We start from the raw sequence: 21,365 nt of genomic DNA on the forward strand, positions 1-21,365 counted from the left end.
CGGGAACGTCAATCGTCGTCGTTCGGATCGAGATCCGGGAACATCACCGACGTGAAGCCGAACTTGGTGAAGTCCCTGATCCGCATCGGATACAGGATGCCGTTCAGGTGGTCGACTTCATGTTGCACCACGCGCGCATGGAATCCTTCGGCGTCGCGCACGATGGGCTTGCCGTACTGATCGACACCCTCGTAGTGCAGCCGCGTATACCGTGGCACGCTGCCGCGCAAGCCCGGGACGGACAGGCAACCTTCGAACGCTTCTTCCTGCGCGTCGGACAACGGCGTCAGCACGGGATTGATCAACACGGTTTCCGGCACTTGCGGCGCGTCCGGGTAGCGGGGATTGTTTTTAAAACCGTAAATCACCAGTTGCAAATTGACGCCGATTTGCGGCGCGGCCAGGCCTGCGCCGTTGGCGGCGTGCATGGTGTCGAACATGTCCGCGATCAACTCGTGCAATTCAGGCGTATCGAACCGTTTGACGGGTTCGGCCACGCGCAGCAGGCGTGGATCGCCCATTTTCAGGATTTCACGGACAGTCATGGTTATTCCTCCGTTTGCAGCAACTGTTGCAGGCTGGCGCGGAATTCCGCGCCCATGTCAGGGTGCTTCAAGCCCATGGCCACCGTGGCTTTCAGGTAGCCCAGCTTGGAGCCGCAATCGTAGCGCACACCGTCGTAACGGTAGGCCACCACGCGCTCGGTTTTCAGCAGCGAGGCAATGCCATCGGTCAGCTGGATTTCGCCGCCGGCGCCTTTGCCCAGGTGTTCCAGGTGCTCGAAAATACGGCCGGACAGGACATATCGCCCCACCACGGCCAGGGTCGATGGCGCTTCGTCCGGCGCGGGTTTTTCCACGATGCCGGACACCAGTTCCATGCGGTCGCGGTAAGGCGTCGCGCTGACGATGCCGTACTGGCGGGTATTTTCACGCGGGACATCCTGCACCGCGAGGACCGACGCGCGTTCGTAACTGTACGCGTCGACCATCTGCGCCAGCACCGGCTTGGCGTGGCCGTTGGTATCCATGAAGTCGTCCGCCAGCAGCACGGCGAAGGGTTCATCGCCAACGACCGGGCGGGCGCACAGCACCGCATGCCCCAGGCCCAGCGCTTCAGACTGGCGGATGTAGATGCAATTGACACCCGGCGGGACGGTATTGCGCACCTGCTCCAGCAGCGCGTCTTTCGACGCCGCTTCCAGTTCGGCTTCCAGCTCATACGCCTTATCGAAATGGTCTTCGATGGCGCGCTTGTTGCGGCCCGTAATGAAGATCAAATCCGTGATGCCGGCAGCCACCGCTTCTTCCACCGCATACTGGATCAGCGGCTTGTCCACGATGGGCAGCATTTCCTTGGGCTGTGCCTTGGTCGCTGGCAGGAAGCGGCTGCCCAGGCCCGCCACGGGAAACACGGCTTTCCGGATGGGACCGGGCGCCGTCACTGGTTCGCCTCCAGCAGCGCCAGCAAGCCCGCCTCGTCGAGGATCGTCACTTCCAGCTCTTCGGCCTTGGCCAGCTTGCTGCCCGCCTCCGCGCCCGCCACCAGGTAGCTGGTCTTCTTCGATACCGAGCCGCTGACCTTGCCGCCGGCCGCCTCGATCAGCGCGCCGGCCTGGTCGCGCGACAGTGTTGGCAGCGTCCCGGTCAGCACGAACGTCTTGCCCGTCAACTTGCCTTCCGGCGCGCTGGCCGCTTCCGGCAATTGCGCCAGCAATTCTTCGCGCAGCAGCGCCAGCGCTTTCACCTGTTCGCGGTGCGACGGATCCTGCATCCACTCGTCCAGCGCGGCCGCCACCGTGGCCGGCAGGCCAAACACGTTGAAGACGTTCAAGTAGCCCAGCGCTTCCAGGGTCACGCCGGCTTCCAGCAATTGCTTGCAGCGGGGTTCGGTCATTTTCGGAATGCCCAGCGCCGCCACCAGTTTGACGGGATCGAGCTTGTCGCGCAGCTTGGCGGGCGGCACGTGCTCGCCTTGCGGCGCCACGCCGGCTGCCAGCAAGGCATCGATGGCTTGCTGGTTTTTTTCTTCGGCAAAGAAGTCCGCGATGGCTTCGGCCACCGTGCCGCCGATATCGGGCAGCACGCGCAGCAGCGCCACCGGCGCGCGGCGGATCAGCGCAAAGGTGCCCAGCCATTCGGCCAGCGTCTTGCCGGTCGATTCGCCCACGTGCCGGATACCCAGTGCGAACAGCAGGCGCTCCAGCGGCGGCTTCTTGCTGGCGGCAATCGCTTCCAGCAGGTTGTCGGCCCACTTGGTCGCGATTTTGCCCTGCGCAACCGTTTCTGGTGTGGTGCCGTCGCGCTCATCCGCCAGCCGCTTCATTTTCAGCAGGTCGTCCAGGGTCAGCTTGTACAAGTCCGCCACGCCGTGCACCAGGTTGCACTCGACCAGGTTGTCGATATAGCGGTCGCCCAGGCCCTCGATGTCCATCATGCGGCGGCCCGCGAAGTGGCGGATCGCTTCCTTGCGCTGGGCCGAGCAGAACAAGCCGCCGGAGCAGCGCGCGATGGCTTCGCCCTCTTCCCGCACCACGTGCGAGCCGCACACGGGGCAGGTCTTCGGCAGCACATAGCGGGGCGGTTCCGGTTGCGGGCGTTTTTCCAGCACCACGGCCAGGACTTCCGGAATCACGTCGCCGGCGCGGCGCACGATCACCGTGTCGCCCACGCGCACGTCCTTGCGCTGTACTTCGCCTTCATTGTGCAGGGTGGCGTTGGTGACGTTGACACCGCCGACAAAGACCGGCTCCAGCCGCGCCACCGGCGTGATGGCGCCGGTACGGCCGACCTGCACTTCGATATCCTGCACGACCGTGGTGGCTTCCTCGGCGGGGAATTTGTGGGCAATGGCAAAGCGCGGCGCGCGCGACACAAAGCCCAGCTGCTTCTGGTCCGCCAGCCGGTTGGCTTTATAAACCACGCCATCGATTTCATATGGCATGCCGGGACGGGCGGCGCCGATCGCGCGGTAATAGTCGAGCAAGCCCTGCGCGCCGCGCACGACGGTGCTTTCTTTCGCCACCGGCAATCCCAGCTGCTTGTACCAGTCCAGCAAGGCCGAATGCGATTCCGGCATCTCCGCGCCTTCCAGTGCGCCGATGCCATAGGCAAAGAAACGCAAGGTGCGCTGGGCCGTGATGCGGGAATCGAGCTGGCGCAGCGAACCGGCCGCCGCATTGCGGGGATTGACGAATTCCTTCTGCCCCGCTTCGCGCTGGCGCGCATTAAGGCGGGCAAAATCTTCCTTGAACATCAGCACTTCGCCGCGCACATCCAGCACGGCGGGCGGGTGGTCCGTATTCAGGCGCAGCGGGATCACCTTGATGGTGCGGATATTGGCGGTGACGTCTTCGCCCGTGTAGCCATCGCCGCGCGTGGCCGCCTGCACGAACAAGCCGTTTTCATAGCGCAGGTTGATGGCCAGGCCGTCGTACTTCACTTCCGTGGCATAGTCGACTTGCGCCACGTCGAGCCCGTCGCGCACGCGGCGGTCGAAGTTTTCCACGTCTTCGTCGGTAAAGCCATTGTTCAGCGACAGCATCGGCACCGTATGCGTCACTTGTGCAAATTGCGGCAGCGGCGGCGCACCGACACGCAAGGTCGGCGAGTCGGAAGCGCGCAATTCCGGGTGCGCCGCTTCGATCTGCTGCAATTCCACGAACAGCTGGTCGTATTCCGCATCGGGAATCGTGGGCGCATCGAGCACGTGGTAAGCGTGCAGGTGGCGGTTCAGTTCTTTCGTCAGCCAGGCGGCGCGCCCGGCTGGATCGACGGGTTTATTTACCTCGCTCATGCACTACCCTCAGCAAAACAGGCGCAGCGCGCGCGTGGAACCGGCCGGGATATCGTTGCGGTCCATGTCCGCATAGAATTCCTGTACCTGGCCGGCGATTTCCGCCAGCGCCTCATCGGCCAGCGGCTGCGAAAAGTCGTCGACGATCGACGCATCCAGTCGGCCCGCCAGCGATTTCGCGCACGCGATCATGGCGCCAAAGCCATCGCGCACCGGCGCCACGCATGGCACGTCGAGCAGCAATGTCAGGCGCGACGTGGTTTCTTCGGCCAGCGTCACGTTGGTCGACAGCGAGAACAGGTGGCCGCCTTCGCCATCGGGCATCACGTAGCGGCCATCGGGACGCACGTCGAAGCCCTGCTTTTCCAGCGCCGCGATCAGGGTATTGATGGCCCACGGGGCGCCGTTCGTTTGCAGGTTCACGCCCAGTTGCGCGTCGTGGCCGGCGACGAAACGGTGCAGGTTTTTCGCTTCCTGCATCACTTCCATCATGTCGGGGATTTCCGGTTCCGCGCCGATTTCATCGCACACGGCGCGCAGGCGCGTCACCAGTTCCGAATATTCCAGTTCGTTCAATGCCGTGGTGCGGCTGGCCAGTTGCACGCCGCCTTGCAGCTTGGTGTAGACGCCGCCATGCTTGACCGGTTCCCAGTCGCCGCTGACGGCCAGGCCGATATAGTGCACCGGCTTGCTGCCGACCAGGCGCAGCTTTTGCAGCACGGGCAGCAGCTTGTCGCCGCGGGCCGGCGCTTCCAGCGCCAGCGGCAACAGGCAATCGATCAGCGGATCGACCAGCGCGGTGGCCAGTTCTTCCGGCGGCGTGGAGGCATCGGCCGTGCGCACCACCGGCGCTTCCGGCTCGGGGCCGTCGCCATAGGCGCCGGCCGGCGCCGCGTGGTCCGCGCCGCTGTCGCCATCGAGCGAGAAGCTGGGCTCATGGCGGACCCCGCCCCCGATCCCCGCGTCACCGCCGTCGGCGCGCATCAGCACATCTTCGTGCTCGGACGCGAACACGCGCTCCACGCTTTTCTTGGCCTTGTACTCCTGCCACTTGTTATAAACGAAAACGCCGGCGACAAAGACGCCGCTGGCTGCGATCAAACTCATTTGAAGGTCTGTCATGCTGCTTGTGCCTCGGAAGCGAAGTGTGCGGCGGATTCCATATCCACCGCCACGATGCGCGATACGCCCTGCTCTTGCATCGTCACACCGATCAGTTGATTGGCCATCTCCATCGCAATCTTGTTGTGCGAAATGAAGAGGAATTGGGTATGGGCGGACATCCGTTTCACCATGCGGCAGAAACGTTCCGTATTGGCGTCGTCCAGCGGCGCGTCGACTTCGTCGAGCAGGCAGAACGGCGCGGGGTTCAGGCGGAACATGGAAAACACCAGCGCGGTGGCCGTCAGCGCTTTTTCGCCGCCCGACAGCAAGTGAATCGTCGCATTCTTCTTGCCCGGCGGCTGCGCCATCACTTGCACGCCGGAGTCGAGGATTTCATCGCCCGTCATGATGAGTTTCGCCTGGCCGCCGCCGAACAGGATCGGGAACAGTTCGGAGAAATGCCCGTTGACGCGGTCAAACGTATCCTGCAGCAAGTCCCGCGTTTCGCGGTCGATGCGCTGGATCGCGTCTTCCAGCGTATTGATGGCTTCCGTCAAATCGTTGAATTGCGCATCCAGGAAGCGCTTGCGTTCCGTGGCTTGGGCCAGTTCGTCCAGCGCGGCCAGGTTGACGGCGCCCAGCATGGCAATCGCGTTGTTCAGGCGCGTGACTTCCGCCTGCAGGTATTGCGCCTTCATTTCCGGCTGCAATTTGTCGGCCAGCGCCTGCTCGTCGGCGCCCGCTTCCAGCAATTGCTGCGCGAACTGTTCCTGGTTCAGGCGCGCGGCCTGCTCCTTCAACTGCATTTCCGTGATCTTGTCGCGCTGCGGCTGCAGGGAGCGTTCATTGCTCATGCGCGCTTCCTCGAAGCTGCGCAATTGCTGGGCGATCTGGTCCAGTTCATGGCGCGCGTCGGCCAGCGCGCGCTCCTGCTGCGTGCGGCGGTCCAGCAAATCCTGCAAGCCTTCGTGCGCGGTGCCGGCTTCCAGCGCTTCCAGTTCGCGCTGGCCCGATTGCAGGCTGTCGGCCACCTGCTGCGCCTGCGCTTTGGCCGTATCGATGGTGCGGCGCAATTCCGCGATACGGTTGCGCTGCGACTTTTCCGCGAATTCCGCCTCTTGCGCGGAACGCTCCAGGTCGCGCTGCGCATTGCGCGCATCGGCCAGCTTTTGTTCCTTGTCCATCAGCGCGGTCTGGCCATCTTCATGCGCGCCCTGCACGTCCGCCAGCTCCATGTCGAGCTGTTCGAACTTTTCCTCGGACTCCATGCGCGCCTGCATTTGTTCTTCTTCCTGGGCGGCGATTTCCGCCAGGTCGGCGCCGATCTGCGTGCTGCGCTGCTGGAAACGCGCCTCGATTTCCGACAATTTCACGACGTCCAGTTGCAGCGCATGCACCGCTTGCGTCAGGCTTTGCGATTTCTGGCGCAGCTCCGCCACCACGCGCGCGTGGTTCGTCACGGCCGCGTCGGCGCGCACGGAGCGTACCCGCGCTTCTTCTGCCAGCATCGATTGCGCGCGCGATTGCTTGACGATGTTGTCGATTTCCTGCTGGCGCGCCAGCATGCCGTCCTGTTCCGCATCGGCCGCATAAAAGCGCACGGACGATGGCGAAATCACGTGGCCCTGGCGCGTCACGTAGTAACCGCCCGGCGGCAACGTATGGCGGTTGACGAAGGCGTCGGCCGCATCGTCGGCCACGAACACGTTGTGCAGCCAGTCTTGCAGCACGCCGCGCAGGCCGGGATCGTTGAGTTTCAACAGGCTGAGGAACGGTTTCAGGCCGGGACGCTCCAGCATCGGGGCCGGCGCGCTGGTGACGGGCGCGAACAGCGCCAGCTTGGCCGGCGGCGCGTCGCCAAAGAAATGTTTGGCCCACTCGATGTTCGACACTTGCAGCGCGGACGTGCGTTCGCGCAGGATGGCTTCCATCGCGGTTTCCCAGCCCTGCTCGATCTGCAGTTTCTGCCACAGGCGGGGCAGCGCATCGAGTTCGTGCTTTTGCAGCCACGGCGTGACCTTGCCTTGCGTTTGCACGCGCTCCTGCAATTGCTTCAGTGCCGCCAGGCGCGCTTCCAGCTGCGCATTGGCCGCGCTTTCCGCATTCACTTGCAGTTGCGCGTCCTGCCGTTCCGATTCCAGCACCGGCTGCTGTTCATTGGCCGCTTCCAGCTGCATGCCGACTTCTTCCAGCATCTGCTGCTTTTCTTCCAGCTGGAACTTCAGGTTCTCCAGGTGGGCCGAGTCGGGCAGCGCCAGGCCGTTTTTCTCTTGCAGCAGCCGTTCCTTGCGCACGGCCAGGCCGTTCAGGATATTGGTGGCGTTGCGCTGGTGGGCCGATTCCAGTTCCAGTTGCTGCTGCATCTGCATGATGCGGCCGCGCGATTCCGTGCTGCGCTGCTGCGCGTCACGCCAGCTTTGCTCCAGCAGCGGCAAGCTTTCCGCCTTTTGCTCAGCCATCATGCGGGCCTGTTCGACTTTCAGCGACAGCTCTTCCAGCGAAAATTCCGCCTCTTCGAGCTGTTCCGTGTTTTCCTGCGCCTGCTGCTGCCACTGGTCGCGCTGCGCGGTCAGGGTCGCCAGCTGGTTTTGCAGGCGCGTGCGCGATTCCACCACGAACTTGATCTGCGCTTCCAGGCTGCCGATTTCAGAATTGGTCTGGTACAGCGCGCCTTGCGCCGTATGCAGGCGGTCGCCGGCGGCAAAGTGCGCCTGGCGCATTTGCTCCAATGTCAGTTCCACGTTGCGCAGTTTCGCGGTCTGCTCTTCCAGGTCGGTCTGCGCCTGCTCCATTTCACGGAACCAGCGCTGCTGTTCCGCCTGCGCTTCATTACGGCGCAGCAGCCACAGCAGCTTTTGCTTTTCATCCTGGTCGGACTGCAACTGGTGGAAACGCATGGCCACCTCCGCCTGCGCTTCCAGCCGTTCCAGGTTGCTGTTCAATTCGCGCAGGATATCTTCCACGCGCAACAGGTTTTCCCGCGTATCGTGCAGGCGGTTTTCCGTCTCGCGGCGGCGTTCTTTATATTTCGAGACGCCCGCCGCCTCCTCCAGGAATACGCGCAATTCCTCGGGACGGGATTCGATAATGCGGGCAATCATGCCCTGGCCGATAATCGCGTAGGCGCGGGGACCCAGGCCGGTGCCGAGGAAAATATCCTGGATATCGCGCCGGCGCACCGGCTGGCCATTGATGTAATAGGTCGACGTGCCGTCGCGGGTCAGGGTGCGCTTGACGGCGATTTCCGCGTATTGGCCCCATTGGCCGGACGCCTTGCCTTCGTGGTTGTCGAACACCAGTTCAACGGACGCGCGGCCGGATGGCTTGCGGTGCGTGGAACCGTTGAAAATCACGTCCTGCATCGATTCGCCGCGCAATTCCGACGCTTTTGATTCGCCCAGCACCCATCGTACGGCATCGATAATATTCGATTTGCCGCAACCGTTAGGACCTACTACGCCAACCAATTGACCCGGCACCTGGAAATTGGTGGGATCAACGAAAGACTTAAATCCCGACAATTTTATCGATGATAAACGCACGTTTTTTAAAAACCGGATTCGGGATGCCGTGATGAAAAGTGGCCTATCATACCATTTTGGTCACGAATACTGGCCAAAAAGACGCCGCCGCTCCCCGTCATTTCCCTCTAAAACCGAATAATAACCGCGCCATGAGCAAGACTTCCATCCTGTTTGTTTGCATGGGCAATATCTGCCGCTCCCCGACCGCCGAAGGCGTATTCCGCCACCGGGCCGAACAGGCCGGCCTGAAGCTGGACATCGATTCCGCCGGCACCCACTCCTATCATGTGGGCAGCAAACCCGATCAGCGCTCCATGCTGCACGCGCTGCAGCGGGGTTACGACTTGTCCGCGCAGCGCGCGCGCCAGGTCTCCGTCACGGATTTCGAAGTGTTCGACCATATCCTGGCCATGGACCATGACAACCTGGCGATCCTGAAATCCCGCTGCCCGGCGCAATTCCAGCACAAGCTGGGGCTGTTCATGCAATACGCGACGCAATCGCGTTCGGACATCGTGCCGGATCCGTATTATGGCGGCGCGCAGGGTTTTGACACGGTGCTGGACTATGTGGAAGATGCGGCGGATGGGTTGATCGCAATGTTGCAAAACTGCAATCAAAACAAGGCTTAGCTACCCTGGCGGCTCAGGCCACCGCGCCTGGAGCGGACATATCCGCATCGTTGACGGCAGCCTGCCCCATGGCCTGCGACAGCGCCCGGCCCACCAGGCCGTCCGTGCGGTAGACGCGTACTTTACCGTCGCGGAATTTCTGCGCCATCACTTCGCCGGACAACGAAAACGCTTCCTGCCGCGAGTGGGTCGAGAAGATATACAGCGTCTTGCGCGGGCTGATCCAGGCCAGCTTGACCTTGCGCTGGCTGCCGCCGTCCTGGTCGAATTCCAGCCAGTCGCCGCGCGCCAGGCTGTCCACTTCCACCACGGCGTCGTCGTCTTCCGGCAGTGGCGGCTGCGTTGCCTGCTCGCGTGCCGCCGCTTGCGCCGCCAGCTCCTGCCGGCGTTCCGCCGCTTTTTGCGCCGCTTCCATGGCCAGTTCCACCTGGCGCTCGGGCGACACTTCCAGCGGCGCGCGGACGATCGATGCGTGGCATTCGGCCAGTTCGGCAAAGAATTGCAAGCGCTCCGCATCCTGCCACTTGATGATGTCCAGCCATTTGTTCAGCGTCGCCAGCAGCTTCGGCAACTTGCCGATCAATTGCTTGCGCTCGTCCGGCGTGATTTTCGGCTTCACGCTCCAGATCAAGTCATCCATGGTTTGCGTGGCATGCTTCACGGCGCCCGGCTTTTCCTCTTCCACGCTGTAGGCCAGGGTCAGCACGGACACCCAGCGGTTTTCCAGGAACGCTTCGACCACGGCCACCACTTCGCCGGTGCCGATACGCAGCGCCACGGCGTTCTTTGCCGCCTTCGCCGCTTCGGCCATTTTTTCCTGCTTCAGCGCCGCCGCGATCGGCGCCGCCATGGCGGTGGCTTCCGCGGTTTCATCCGCTTTCAGCGACGCTTCCAGTTCGTTGACGGCTTCCGTGAACACGTTCATTTCGTGGTCATGGTCGCGCCCGACCCGCTCGACGCTGCGCTGCATGGCCTGGAACAGCGGATCATCCGGGCTCTTGCGCTGTTCCCACCCCATGCGCGACAACAGGTCGATCAGGCGCCGCGCGGGATGGCCATCCTGGAAGAAGAAATCCTTGTCGACCAGCGCGGCTTTCAGCACGGGGATTTGCAGGAAGCGCATCAGGTCGCGGATTTCCTTCGAAATGTTCTGGTCGCGGAACACCGTGTCGAACACGGCGGACAACAAATCGATGGTGCTTTCGTCGGCGCGGCTCAACGTGCCTTGCGGCGCCTGCTGCTTGATGCTGGGGAGATAAAACACGTTGGGTACGGCGCCCAATCCCGCCATGCCGGCCGCAGCACCTTCGCCGGAAGGCATGGCGCCGGACAGGCCGGCCAGCGCGGCGCCCTGCGCGTTCAACAGCGCCAGCAACCCGGAGCCGCCCGCCGCCATCGGCACGCCCCCCTGCATGCCACCGGCCACGCCACCCGACATCATCGACGCGGGAATAAAGCCTGCCGCCACGCCGACACTGCCGGCATCCGCCCCGCCGTGCGTCGTCATACCTGCGCCGGCAGCGACCAGGCAGGGCACGGAGAAAGCTGCGCCAGCCGGCAGCCAGCCCGCACCTTGCCCCGCTGCTGCGCCAATGCCCGCATCGGCGACTCCCGCCACACCCTGCGGCGCGACGCCGCCGGGAATCATCATCCCGGCGCCGGCAACGCCCTGCATCGCCACGCCGCCGCCAAACTGCGCGGCCACGCCCGGCGGCAATGCAAATCCGCCCGGCATATACGCGCGCACACCGCCCGCCGGCATGGCGGTTGTCGCCATCATGGCCGGCACGGCCGGTATCATGCCCGGCGCGGCGAAGCCTGCCGCCGCCATGCTGCCCTGCTGCACCTGTGACAGGAAATTAAACAGCGGCTGCTTGGCGGCGGTTTGCACCGCGTGTTGCGCCGCTTCGTTATTGCCGTCGCCCTGGAAATTCTGCGCCGGCCCCTGCGCCCACGTCCCCGCCTTCAGGTTTGCGATGTCCGGCAAATCGGGAATCAGCAGCGCGGGATCGGCAACCGGCTCCTGCGCGCCGCCAAAGAACTGGCGCAATTGCTGCGCCAACTCCGCCTGCTGCTTGCGCTGGCGTGCCGGACTGGCGCTGCTGGCGTCATGGGAATCGGCCTTGCGTGTTTTATAGCTGTCCACGGAACCGGGCTGCGCGGCCTTGCGCTGCAAGGTGTCATTCAGCTCATCGAACATCGACGACAGGTTCATGAACAAGTCCGGCTTCAACAGCGACAGCAGCAATTCGGCCGCCGCCTCGTCCGGGTTGAACGCCAGCCAGGCCTGCTGCAGCGCATCCAGCAGCACATCCGGGCGGAACGGGTTTTGAGTGGTGCGCAGGATGTCGCGGTCCAGCAGGAACGCCAGCCGCACGTTCAGCGTGGCCAGCGCATCGGCATATTGCACTTCGAACGGTTTCGACATCGTTCCCAGCGCCACCTTGTTATCCATTTCCTCCATGGATACCAGCGACAGCGATTGCGCGGCGGGACGCGGCTTGGCCTTTTGCCCTGGCGCCAATTCCGCGATTTCGTGGCGCAACGCCTTTTCCAGCTCCTTTTTCACGAGGCTGAGGTAGCCGTAATGGCCGCTGCGCAGCAAATTACCGGCGCGAATCCGCGCCTGCACCTCGCGCACGTCGCCATCCAGGTCGCCATCGATCAACTCCGCCGCCACGCGCGTCGTGAAATCCAGGAATTGTTCGCCGACGTGGCGGTGCACGATGTCGATCAGATTTTCCAGCAATGCATGCCGCGGCGTCACCGCTTTCTTGGGCACGGCAGGATTTGTCTGATCTGATTGCATGGTCTAACCTGAACTGGTATGGGAACGGCGGATTGCCACACCCATATTCTTGCACATTATTGCCACAAGGCAATAGCTGCAAGTTAATAATCGGTAGATTTTTTTACCGGACCGTCTCAACCTAAGGGGATTAAATCATGCAACCCAAGGTAAAAACCAGACAAGATTATCAGGGCAGTCAGGAAATGCCACAGCAGGGAGGCGGCATCAGCCGGCAGTCGGGAGGAAAAGGATCGGGATCGGTTGCGCAACAGGAAATTCAGGGCGGCCGCCGCGACGACAACCGGCTGCGCGCGGAAGACGAGCGCAGGGCCAACCGGGTCAGCGCCCGCAGCACCCACCGCAATGGAGCCCGGGGACACTGATCAGGCTGGCCTGTAAAACAGCCCCGGCGGCGCGAAGGCCGGGGCGCGTTACAAGAGTCAGATATTCGTCACGCGGCGCCCCTTGGGCGGCGTGAAGTCCATCACCTTGTCGATCATTTTCACTTCGGCCGCCTGCTTGGCCGTCAAATGCAAATCCGAATAATTATGGATTTGCCAATGGTCGTCCGAGAATTCCACATGGTTGCGCAGGATTTCCTCGGTGCGGGCATCGTCGGCCTGCAAGCCTTCGACAATGATGCGCAGCGCTTCCGGCCGGGCGCCGGATGGCGCGCTGGCGTGCGATTTGTGCACCATGAAGCGGGCCGTCGTACTGGCATATCGTTTCTGCCCCGCCAGGAAGACAATGACGGCAATGGATGCGACTGCGCCCGCGTTATAGAAATGGAAACGGATCGGCAGTTTGCTCAGGTAGTTATACAGGCAAATGCCGTCGCTGACATAGCCGCCGTTCGATTGCAACAGCACGTGCGCGTCGGTCACCATGTCTTCCGTCATGTCGGCGACCGCATCGAACATGCGGTGCACCATATCGCTGTTGACGTCGCCGGACAGCGTAAACCACGCGTGCCCGTCAAATTTTTCATGCTGGTCCATGGTTGGCCTCGTTGTTGTAGTTAATAGAATTTTAGCAAAGGAAGCCGCCCCGCCCGCGCACGCGTTTCATTCGTGCGCCAGGGAAAAACGCTCCTGTCAGATTGACACGGGTAACCATCTGGCATATAGTCGACAGTCTTGATCGGGAGAGCGCAGCAAGCCGCTGCCGCCGAAGGGGCACTACCCAAAAACTCTCAGGCAAAAGGACCGGTCAGGGGTCGGCGGCGCACTGCGCAACCGGCACAAACTCTGGAGAGCGGCCGCTTGTTACGGCCCACCGAAGGGGCGTGCAGGCGACCAGCCTGCTATCTCTCAGGTACCAAGGACAGAGGGGTTCGATGTACGGCTTGCCGTGCCTTATTCCCCTTTTGCTCATTGGACCAAACATGACCCTGAAGTCGACTCCCCTCAATAACGCCCACCGCGCCCTCGGCGCCCGCATGGTCGATTTCGGCGGCTGGGACATGCCTGTCAACTACGGCTCGCAAATCGAGGAACACCACGCGGTGCGCACCGACGTCGGCATGTTCGACGTGGCCCACATGTGCGTGGTCGACATCAAGGGCGCCAACGTGCGCGGCTTCCTGCGCGGCCTGCTGGCCAACAATGTCGACAAATTGCAGGTATCGGGCAAAGCCCTGTACTCGTGCATGCTCAATCCCGAAGGCACCGTCATCGACGACTTGATCGTCTACTTCATCAACGAAGAGTGGTTCCGCCTGGTGGTCAACGCCGGCACCGCCACCAAGGACGTGGCATGGATGCAAGCCCACAACGACAAGACCGGCGCCGGTCTCACCATCACGCAACGCCGTGACGGCGATAACGCAATGGCATTGATCGCCGTGCAAGGCCCGAACGCCCGCGCCAAGGTATGGGAAGTGATCCCCGGCTCGCAAGCTGCCACCGGCGACATGAAACCGTTCAACGTGGCGTTCGTGCACGACACCCCGTTCGGCGAAGCCATGGTGGCGCGCACCGGCTACACCGGCGAAGACGGCTTTGAAATCGGCGTGGCCGCCGACAAGGCGGAAGCGCTGTGGAACGCGCTGCATGCGGCCGGCGTGAAACCTGCAGGCCTGGGCGCGCGCGACACGCTGCGCCTGGAAGCAGGCATGAACCTGTACGGCCAGGACATGGATGAATCCGTGAACCCGCTGGACGCCGGCCTGGCCTGGACCATCGACCTGGTGTCCGAGCGCGACTTCGTCGGCAAGGCGGCCCTGCTGGCCAAAGGCCAGAACGCCCAGTTCGTCGGCCTGATCCTGCGTGAAAAAGGCGGCGTGCTGCGCGCGCACCAGAAAATCATCGCCGCCAACGGCGACACCGGCGAAATCACGTCCGGCACCTTCAGCCCGACGATGCAGCAGGCGATCGCGCTGGCGCGCGTACCGATGGGCGTGAACGTGGGCGACACGGTGCACGTGGAAATCCGCGACAAGAAGCTGGCCGCCACTGTCGTGAAGCTGCCTTTCGTCCGTAACGGTAAAATCCTGGCTGCCTGAGCCGCAAGTCCAACCCACAGGCAACGAACAACAACCCAACTGGAGCCAATATGAGCAACATTCCTGCAGACCTGAAGTACACCGCATCCCACGAATGGGTACGCGCTGAAGCGGACGGCACCCTGACCGTCGGCATCACTGAATTCGCGCAGGACGCGCTGGGCGACATCGTGTTCGTCGAACTGCCGAAAGTCGGCAACACCTACACCGCCGGCGACGACGCCGCCGTGGTGGAATCGGTGAAAGCCGCCTCCGACATCTACGCACCGGTATCGGGCGAAGTCATCGCCGTCAACGACGCCGTGGTGGACGCGCCTGAATCGATCAACAGCGACGCCTACGGCGCATGGCTGTTCAAGATCAAGCCAGCCGACGCCGCCGCATTCGACGGCCTGCTGGACGCCGCCGCTTACGGCAAGACCACCGAAGGTTAATCCTTCGGCGCCCGCGATTTCGCGGGCATACGAATACCGCGGTCCCCGTAGGGCGGGTTTTACAAACCCGCCGATGCGCCGTCGAACCGCATGCTTGGCGGGTTTGTAAAACCCGCCCTACGAATTCCCACCATCCCCTCCGCTATCATGACCCGTACCAGCCTGACCCAACTCGAAGCCCGCGATGCATTCATCGCCCGCCACATTGGCCCGGACGCCGCCGAGCAGCAGCAAATGCTCGACGTGCTGGGCTACGCCTCGCGCGCCGCGCTGATCGATGCGATCGTACCGCCGTCGATCCGCAACAAGAACACCCTGCCGCTGGGCCAGTTCACCGAATCGATGCCTGAAACCGCAGCGCTGGCGAAGCTCAAAGCCATCGCCGGCCAGAACAAGGTCTTGAAATCGCTGATCGGCCAGGGTTACTACAACACCCACACCCCGGGCGTTATCCTGCGCAACATCTTCGAGAACCCGGCCTGGTACACCGCGTACACTCCATACCAGCCGGAAATCTCGCAAGGCCGCCTGGAAGCCATCCTGAACTTCCAGCAAGTGGTGACCGACCTGACCGGCATGGGCATCGCCAACTCGTCGATGCTGGACGAAGGCACCGCCGCCGCCGAAGCCATGACGCTGATCCAGCGCGTGGGCAAGTCGAAATCCAACGTGTTCTACGTGGCCAACGACGTGCTGCCGCAAACGCTGGAAGTGGTGCAGACCCGCGCCACCCCGCTGGGCATCGAAGTGCGCACCTTTGACCCGTCGGAACTGGCTGGCGTGACCGGTGCGTTCGGCGTGCTGCTGCAATACCCTGGCGTAAACGGCGTGGTGCGCGATTACCGCGCCGCCGTGGAAACCGTCAAAGCCGCCGGCGCCATGGTGGTGGTGGCCGCCGACCTGCTGGCCCTGACCATGCTGACGCCGCCGGGCGAATGGGGCGCCGACGTGGTCGTCGGTAACTCGCAGCGCTTCGGCGTACCGCTGGGCTTTGGCGGCCCGCACGCCGGCTACCTGGCCACCCGCGACGAATACAAGCGTTCGATGCCGGGCCGCCTGGTGGGCGTGACCATCGACCAGCAAGGCAACACGGCTTACCGCCTGGCCCTGCAAACCCGCGAACAGCACATCCGCCGCGAAAAAGCCACCTCGAACATCTGCACCGCGCAGGTATTGCTGGCCGTGATCGCGTCGATGTACGCCGTCTACCACGGCCCTGCCGGCCTGCTGCAAATCGCCAAGCGCGTGCACCGCTTCACCGGCATCCTGGCATCGAACCTGAAAACCCTGGGCTATGCACTGGCCAACGACAGCTACTTCGACACGCTGACCGTGAAGACCGCCAACGCCGACGCGTTGCACGCAGCCGCCGTCGCCAACGGCGTCAACCTGCGCAAGATCGATGCGCACCACGTGGGCGTGTCGCTGGACGAAACCACCACCCGTGACGACATCGCCACCTTGTGGACCATCTTCGCCGCCGGCATCAATTCGACCGCGACTGCACCGGACTTCGACACCGTGGAAGCCGCCGTGGAGCGTGGTTTCAACGAAGCGCTGGGCCGTTCGTCCGCCTACCTGACGCACCCGATCTTCAACCGCTACCACTCCGAGACGGAAATGCTGCGCTACCTGCGCAGCTTGGCCGACAAGGACCTGGCGCTGGACCGCACCATGATCCCGCTGGGTTCGTGCACGATGAAGCTGAACGCCACCAGCGAAATGATCCCGGTGACGTGGCCTGAATTCTCGACCATCCACCCGTTCGCGCCAAACGACCAGACCGTCGGCTACCGCGAAATGATCGCCCAGCTGGAAGACATGCTGTGCGCCGTGACCGGCTACGCCGCCGTGTCGCTGCAGCCGAACGCCGGTTCGCAGGGTGAATACGCGGGCCTGCTGGTGATCCAGAAGTACCACCAGTCGCGTGGCGAAGGCCACCGCAATATCTGCCTGATTCCTTCGTCGGCGCACGGCACCAACCCGGCATCGGCCCAGATGGTGGGCATGCAGGTGGTCGTGACCGCCTGCGACGAGCGCGGCAACGTCGACCTGGCAGACCTGAAAGCCAAGGCTGAACAGCACAGCAAGAACCTGGCGTGCGTGATGGTGACCTACCCGTCGACCCACGGTGTGTTCGAAGACGGCATCACCGAACTGTGCGACATCATCCATGCGCACGGCGGCCAGGTGTACGTCGACGGCGCCAACATGAATGCACTGGTCGGCGTGGCCGGTCCGGGCGCGTTCGGCGGCGACGTGTCGCACCTGAACCTGCACAAGACCTTCTGCATCCCGCACGGCGGTGGCGGCCCGGGCGTGGGTCCGATCGGCGTCGGCGCGCACCTGGCGAAGTTCCTGCCGAACCAGCGTTCCAACGGCTACGTGCGCAGCGAAGACGGCATCGGTTCGATTTCCGCCGCGCCGTTCGGTTCCGCTTCGATCCTGCCGATTTCGTGGATGTACATCGCGATGATGGGCGCCGAAGGCCTGACCGCCGCGACGGAAACCGCGATCCTGAACGCGAACTACATCGCACGCCGCCTGGCGCCGCACTTCCCTGTGCTGTACTCGGGCCACGACGGCCTGGTGGCGCACGAGTGCATCCTGGACCTGCGTCCGCTGACCGACGCCACCGGCATTTCGAACGAAGACGTCGCCAAACGCCTGATGGACTTCGGCTTCCACGCACCGACCATGAGCTTCCCGGTTCCGGGCACCCTGATGATCGAGCCGACCGAATCGGAAGCCAAGGCTGAACTGGACCGCTTCATCGACGCGATGATCACTATCCGCGGCGAAATCGCCAAAGTGGAAAGCGGCGAATTCGACAAGGCCAGCAACCCACTGAAGTTCGCGCCGCACACGGCCGAAGTGGTAGTGTCGGACAACTGGGACCGCAAGTACAGCCGCGAAGTGGCTGCGTATCCGGTGCCATCGCTGCGCCGTAACAAGTACTGGCCAACCGTGGGCCGCGCCGACAACGTGTACGGCGACCGTAACCTGTTCTGCAGCTGCGCGCCGATCAGCGATTACGAGTAAATCGCCCAGCCGCCCTGCGACGCTAAACCCGTAGGGCGGCTTTTACAAAGCCGCCTGCCTGCGCCACGTTGACGCAAGCATGGCGGCTCGCAAGCGAACCGCCCTACGCATTTTGGGCCGCAGTCCGCATGTGGTCCCCCATGCCGGCAACTTACGCGGCAGTCCCCAGCTCCGCAGCGTCCTCTTCTCCTTCCCACACGGCCGACTGCGCAATCTCTTCGCAGCTCTCCACCTCCCCACTACGCCGTATCCGCATCCACATCAGCGCACCACCCGGCGTCACCCCCACCGCATGCACGCCGCCCGTTTCGCTATCGATGCACAAACTGGCCGCCACCAGCGATTCCGCCACCGCATGCGCCCGCCCCCACGATGAACCCATGGCGCGCGACACCAGCCACAGCCCGCCGGAACCGTCCGAATAGGCGAGGTGCTCCGCCGTCGCGTCCTGCCCGCACCACACGAGACGCGCACCGCGCGCATCGGCGACTTTCAGCGGCAACGTATGGCCGCCCCGGTACACGACGATGCCATCCCCCGCCACGTAGACGTCCGGCACATTCGGCACCGATCCCGGCGCCAGCAGGAAGCTGGACGGACGGCGCGGAACCGACTGGTACGTCACATTGATGCCCCAGTTGAACGGGTCCGGGAACGAGACAAAGGACAGCGCCGAACCATCCTTCGTCAGCGACCACGCGCCCGGCAGGCGATAGCAGCCGATGGCCTGCGGTTCGCACCCTTCCGGCAGCGGCGAAATCCCCGTGACGGGATTGGCCGCGTTGAAATACCAGCGCCCTTCCCCATCGTAGGTCTCCGCCGTCACCAGCACCAGCGGTGCGGCGCCCGGCAATACGGGACCCAGCGCCAGCGCCGTGACGGCGGCGCCGTCCGGCAAGCCACGGCGGCGTTCCGGCATGCTGGCGAAGGCATTGAACCAGCCTGTTTCATCGAGCGTATCCGGCAAACCGGCGGCGGCATACAGCGCGCAACCGCCATCGCCACTGCGCTTGGATACGGCCAGCGCAATCGCCACCGCGCCATCGGCGCCCTGCCGCATATCGATGCATTCAATGACGGACGCGCGCGGATCGAACGCCGGCAATGCCGCGCTGAGATCCGTTTGCGACCAATTGCCGAACGCGGTGCGGCGGAACAGGTGCAGGTGCCCGTTGGCGCCCACGGAAAACACCAGCGGCATGCCATGGCTGTCGCGCAGCGTGAAGAACGGACGGCGCGCATCGATGGGCGCGGCGCACGGCATGCTGCCCCGGCCCCGGCGCTCCGTGTCGTGCAAGCGCACGAAATGCAGGCGGATCATGTCGGTTTCGGACAAGCCCTCCGCCACCTGGCGCACCAGCAAGGCATCCATGCCATGGGACACGCCCGTGCTCTTCGTATCGTAACGTCCCATCACCGCATCGTAACCACGCGCCAGGCGCTCCGGCGCATCCAGCTCCGACGCTTCCGGCAATGCCAGCAGGGCGATGGCCAGTTCGGCGCGGCCGCGCGCGGCCTCCGGCTGCGACGCGAAAATCGATGTCCAGCGCAGCACTTCGTCGCCGGCCGGCTCCCGTTTCAGCACGATGCGCGCCACCCGCGCCGCCGCATACCCCACAGCGCCCGATGCCGTCGCGCCACCCAGCCCATCCACCTTGCGCCGTGCCAGCGCGTACTTGCGCGCCACGCCCTCGATTGCCAACGCTGCCAAATTTGCACTCATCTCAACGCTCCTCGTGAACCAGTTCCAGTTCGATATTGCCGTCGCCATCCAGGCGCACGCCCCGGTATGCCAGTTGCGGCCCGGCCGGCAGCACCAGGTGGCCGGCGGCCTGCCCGAACATCGCCGCCACGGCCGCACCGAAATGCGCCACCACGGTTTGCTGCAATGACGTCATGCTGGCCGCGTTGCCTTCCCAGTCCATGGTGATCTTGTTCATGTTCAGTAAATGCGACCGCGCATCGGACACCACGTACATCCCCACCACGCCGGAATCCGTGACGGCGGGCGCCGGCCGGCCATTGACCGTCAACGTGATGCCGCCGCGCGCGGTCGGCACGCATTGCAGCCGCAGCGACCACTGCATCGTGGTGCGCGCCCAGCCCTTGCCCAGGTACGTCTTGCGCATGAACGGCCCGCTTTTCTGGTTGAGGCGGTCCCACTCGTAGCGCATCAAGGTACTGGTCAGATCGAACGTCAGCCGCTCGACGCCGTCGGCATCCGGCTGGTTCGACACGCCGACATGGAATTGCCAGTCCTGTTCCGATTCGCGGTCATGCGACCGTTCGCCCGCTTCGTGCCAATGCAGCAGCACGTGGTCGCGGTAGCGCCAGCCGCCCGCTTCCGGCACAAACCCGGCCCGCGCGCCGTTATCCAGCGACGCCATGGCGCCCGACTTTTCATTGGCCGATTCGACGCGGTCGAGTTCATCGCCATGGGCGCGCCGCGCATGGATATAGTCCGGCAGCGACGCCAGCCGCTCACGGATCGGTTCGACCAGCAGCGGCCGCACGAAATCGTTGAGAAACGTATTGCGCGCAATTACCAGCTTGCCGGCGCTGTCTTCATTCCGCGGCGCGGCCGGCGGAAAATGCCCGGCGGATACGCCATACAGCCGCGGATCGTGGGCGATCTTCCGGTCACCCATGACTTGCAGGAAATTCAACGACCCGTTGGCCGCGACATTGGCGCCCGATGGTTGCATGCGATCAAGGATATCGTCCGCATGTGTCTTGCGCGTGACAACGTAGCCCAGCACGAAGGGATTGCCGCTGCCGGCAAATTGCTTCAGCCATTCGCCAACCGTTGCGGTGAACCGCTTGGCCAGGAATTCGTTATCCGTATTTAAATAGGTGTACAGTGCATCGGCCTGCTGCAAGTCGCTTTGTTCGAAATCCAGCATGGCGGCCTGCACGCGGTAATACGCTTCGTCGAACCGTCCCAGCCGGTTGACGCTGGCGGGACCGGCGGGTGCGGCGCCGTTCAGCAAGTCGCGCATCGATACCGGCAACAACTGAATTTTGACCTGGAACGCCAGCCTCCATCCGGCCAGTGGCTGGCGCAACACATCGCCGCCCTCGTAACCGTTGGGAATGCGCATGTTGCCATTAATAAACGTCAGCACCAGGGCCGCCGTGCGCGGCATGCCGGTTTCAAAGTGGATTTCCGGCGCCGCCAGCACGGCACGGTCGTCGCCGTCACCGCCGATCAGCAACCCGGTTTCTTCCAGGCCCCCTGCCGCCACCGTCCAAGGAATGAATCCGGCATGCTGCAATGTTGCAAGTTGCCGATTTACCACAGTTGGCTGCAAGGCCCAGACGAAATCGAAGCCGTCGAGTGCAGGCGTGCAACCTTTGTTGGTTTCCTGCTGGGAATTAACGCCATGTGCCCCGCTGGCTTCAAAAGCGTTGCCTATGGTAAACATGGAAATATTAGACATGTTACTATCCTTGTTGGGGGAGTGCTAAGATTGTTTGACGGGAACGGTTGCAATTTAACGAGTGCAATCTTCTTCCGCCTTCCGGCAACCTTCCGGAAGG

At 63.5% G+C, this 21,365-nt stretch carries 14 protein-coding genes and 2 riboswitches; of the genes, 5 read left to right on the plus strand and 9 right to left on the minus strand.

The window, feature by feature from the left end; genetic code table 11:
- Positions 1-8: 8 nt before the first annotated feature.
- From def to smc, 5 genes are read right to left on the minus strand one after another with little or no spacing between them, the layout of a single operon-like run.
- A complete protein-coding gene (gene def, locus GJ700_RS23765) occupies positions 9-545 on the minus strand; it encodes a peptide deformylase (RefSeq protein WP_154378600.1) in 537 nt (178 codons plus the stop codon).
- 2 nt (positions 546-547) lie between these two features.
- Complete coding sequence (galU, locus tag GJ700_RS23770) at positions 548-1,444, minus strand: UTP--glucose-1-phosphate uridylyltransferase GalU (RefSeq protein WP_371868098.1); 897 nt, start codon at positions 1,442-1,444, stop codon at positions 548-550.
- A complete protein-coding gene (gene ligA / locus GJ700_RS23775; protein WP_154378602.1) occupies positions 1,441-3,795 on the minus strand; it encodes an NAD-dependent DNA ligase LigA in 2,355 nt (784 codons plus the stop codon). Before ligA ends, galU begins: the two co-directional genes overlap by 4 nt.
- Before the next feature lie 9 nt (positions 3,796-3,804).
- Positions 3,805-4,917, minus strand: coding sequence for a cell division protein ZipA C-terminal FtsZ-binding domain-containing protein (locus GJ700_RS23780; protein WP_154378604.1), 1,113 nt, complete (start codon positions 4,915-4,917; stop codon positions 3,805-3,807).
- The gene (gene smc / locus GJ700_RS23785; RefSeq protein ID WP_371868100.1) at positions 4,914-8,441 is read right to left on the minus strand and encodes a chromosome segregation protein SMC; all 3,528 of its coding nucleotides are present in this window, start codon (positions 8,439-8,441) and stop codon (positions 4,914-4,916) included. The genes GJ700_RS23780 and smc overlap by 4 nt, the downstream gene beginning before the upstream one ends.
- Before the next feature lie 131 nt (positions 8,442-8,572).
- Here smc and GJ700_RS23790 point away from each other — a divergent pair, with 131 nt between their 5' ends.
- Complete coding sequence (locus GJ700_RS23790) at positions 8,573-9,055, plus strand: low molecular weight protein-tyrosine-phosphatase (protein ID WP_154378608.1); 483 nt, start codon at positions 8,573-8,575, stop codon at positions 9,053-9,055.
- A gap of 13 nt (positions 9,056-9,068) precedes the next feature.
- Here the strand turns inward: GJ700_RS23790 and GJ700_RS23795 are convergent, their stop codons facing one another.
- Positions 9,069-11,864 (minus strand): DUF1631 family protein, encoded by a 2,796-nt coding sequence (locus GJ700_RS23795; protein WP_154378610.1) that lies wholly within the window; start codon positions 11,862-11,864, stop codon positions 9,069-9,071.
- A gap of 137 nt (positions 11,865-12,001) precedes the next feature.
- On the opposite strand from GJ700_RS23795, the gene GJ700_RS23800 reads away from it, so the two are divergent.
- On the plus strand, positions 12,002-12,229 hold the full coding sequence (locus tag GJ700_RS23800) for a hypothetical protein (protein ID WP_154378613.1): 228 nt from the start codon (positions 12,002-12,004) through the stop codon (positions 12,227-12,229).
- Positions 12,230-12,286: 57 nt separating this feature from the next.
- Here GJ700_RS23800 and GJ700_RS23805 read toward each other — a convergent pair whose 3' ends face one another.
- On the minus strand, positions 12,287-12,844 hold the full coding sequence (locus GJ700_RS23805) for an ATP-dependent Clp protease proteolytic subunit (protein ID WP_154378615.1): 558 nt from the start codon (positions 12,842-12,844) through the stop codon (positions 12,287-12,289).
- A 133-nt stretch (positions 12,845-12,977) separates the two neighbouring features.
- Positions 12,978-13,064: riboswitch (glycine riboswitch) on the plus strand.
- Positions 13,065-13,083: 19 nt separating this feature from the next.
- Positions 13,084-13,183, plus strand: a riboswitch (glycine riboswitch).
- A gap of 47 nt (positions 13,184-13,230) precedes the next feature.
- Between GJ700_RS23805 and gcvT the strand changes: the two genes are divergently transcribed.
- From gcvT to gcvP, 3 genes are all read left to right on the plus strand, one after another.
- Positions 13,231-14,349 (plus strand): glycine cleavage system aminomethyltransferase GcvT, encoded by a 1,119-nt coding sequence (gene gcvT / locus GJ700_RS23810; protein WP_154378617.1) that lies wholly within the window; start codon positions 13,231-13,233, stop codon positions 14,347-14,349.
- 50 nt (positions 14,350-14,399) lie between these two features.
- On the plus strand, positions 14,400-14,783 hold the full coding sequence (gene gcvH, locus GJ700_RS23815) for a glycine cleavage system protein GcvH (RefSeq protein WP_154378619.1): 384 nt from the start codon (positions 14,400-14,402) through the stop codon (positions 14,781-14,783).
- A gap of 147 nt (positions 14,784-14,930) precedes the next feature.
- Positions 14,931-17,825, plus strand: a complete 2,895-nt coding sequence (gene gcvP / locus GJ700_RS23820; protein ID WP_154378620.1) for an aminomethyl-transferring glycine dehydrogenase — start codon at positions 14,931-14,933, stop codon at positions 17,823-17,825.
- Positions 17,826-17,976: 151 nt separating this feature from the next.
- Here the strand turns inward: gcvP and GJ700_RS23825 are convergent, their stop codons facing one another.
- Positions 17,977-19,548: a hypothetical protein gene (locus GJ700_RS23825; RefSeq protein WP_154378621.1), complete on the minus strand. Its 1,572-nt coding sequence runs from the start codon at positions 19,546-19,548 to the stop codon at positions 17,977-17,979.
- A gap of 1 nt (position 19,549) precedes the next feature.
- The gene (locus tag GJ700_RS23830; protein ID WP_154378623.1) at positions 19,550-21,265 is read right to left on the minus strand and encodes a hypothetical protein; all 1,716 of its coding nucleotides are present in this window, start codon (positions 21,263-21,265) and stop codon (positions 19,550-19,552) included.
- Positions 21,266-21,365 lie beyond the last annotated feature (100 nt).

Source organism: Pseudoduganella rivuli, from assembly GCF_009674485.1.
Lineage (GTDB): Bacteria > Pseudomonadota > Gammaproteobacteria > Burkholderiales > Burkholderiaceae_D > Rugamonas > Rugamonas rivuli_B.

Excerpts from the sequence above, each read along its gene's own strand:
- GJ700_RS23830 (WP_154378623.1), bottom strand. The coding sequence starts at position 21,265 with ATGTCTAATATTTCCATGTTTACCATAGGCAACGCTTTTGAAGCCAGC.
- GJ700_RS23795 (WP_154378610.1), bottom strand. The coding sequence starts at position 11,864 with ATGCAATCAGATCAGACAAATCCTGCCGTGCCCAAGAAAGCGGTGACG.
- ligA (WP_154378602.1), bottom strand. The coding sequence starts at position 3,795 with ATGAGCGAGGTAAATAAACCCGTCGATCCAGCCGGGCGCGCCGCCTGG.
- GJ700_RS23825 (WP_154378621.1), bottom strand. The coding sequence starts at position 19,548 with ATGAGTGCAAATTTGGCAGCGTTGGCAATCGAGGGCGTGGCGCGCAAG.
- gcvT (WP_154378617.1), top strand. The coding sequence starts at position 13,231 with ATGACCCTGAAGTCGACTCCCCTCAATAACGCCCACCGCGCCCTCGGC.
- gcvP (WP_154378620.1), top strand. The coding sequence starts at position 14,931 with ATGACCCGTACCAGCCTGACCCAACTCGAAGCCCGCGATGCATTCATC.
- GJ700_RS23780 (WP_154378604.1), bottom strand. The coding sequence starts at position 4,917 with ATGACAGACCTTCAAATGAGTTTGATCGCAGCCAGCGGCGTCTTTGTC.
- GJ700_RS23790 (WP_154378608.1), top strand. The coding sequence starts at position 8,573 with ATGAGCAAGACTTCCATCCTGTTTGTTTGCATGGGCAATATCTGCCGC.
- gcvH (WP_154378619.1), top strand. The coding sequence starts at position 14,400 with ATGAGCAACATTCCTGCAGACCTGAAGTACACCGCATCCCACGAATGG.
- GJ700_RS23805 (WP_154378615.1), bottom strand. The coding sequence starts at position 12,844 with ATGGACCAGCATGAAAAATTTGACGGGCACGCGTGGTTTACGCTGTCC.
- def (WP_154378600.1), bottom strand. The coding sequence starts at position 545 with ATGACTGTCCGTGAAATCCTGAAAATGGGCGATCCACGCCTGCTGCGC.
- GJ700_RS23800 (WP_154378613.1), top strand. The coding sequence starts at position 12,002 with ATGCAACCCAAGGTAAAAACCAGACAAGATTATCAGGGCAGTCAGGAA.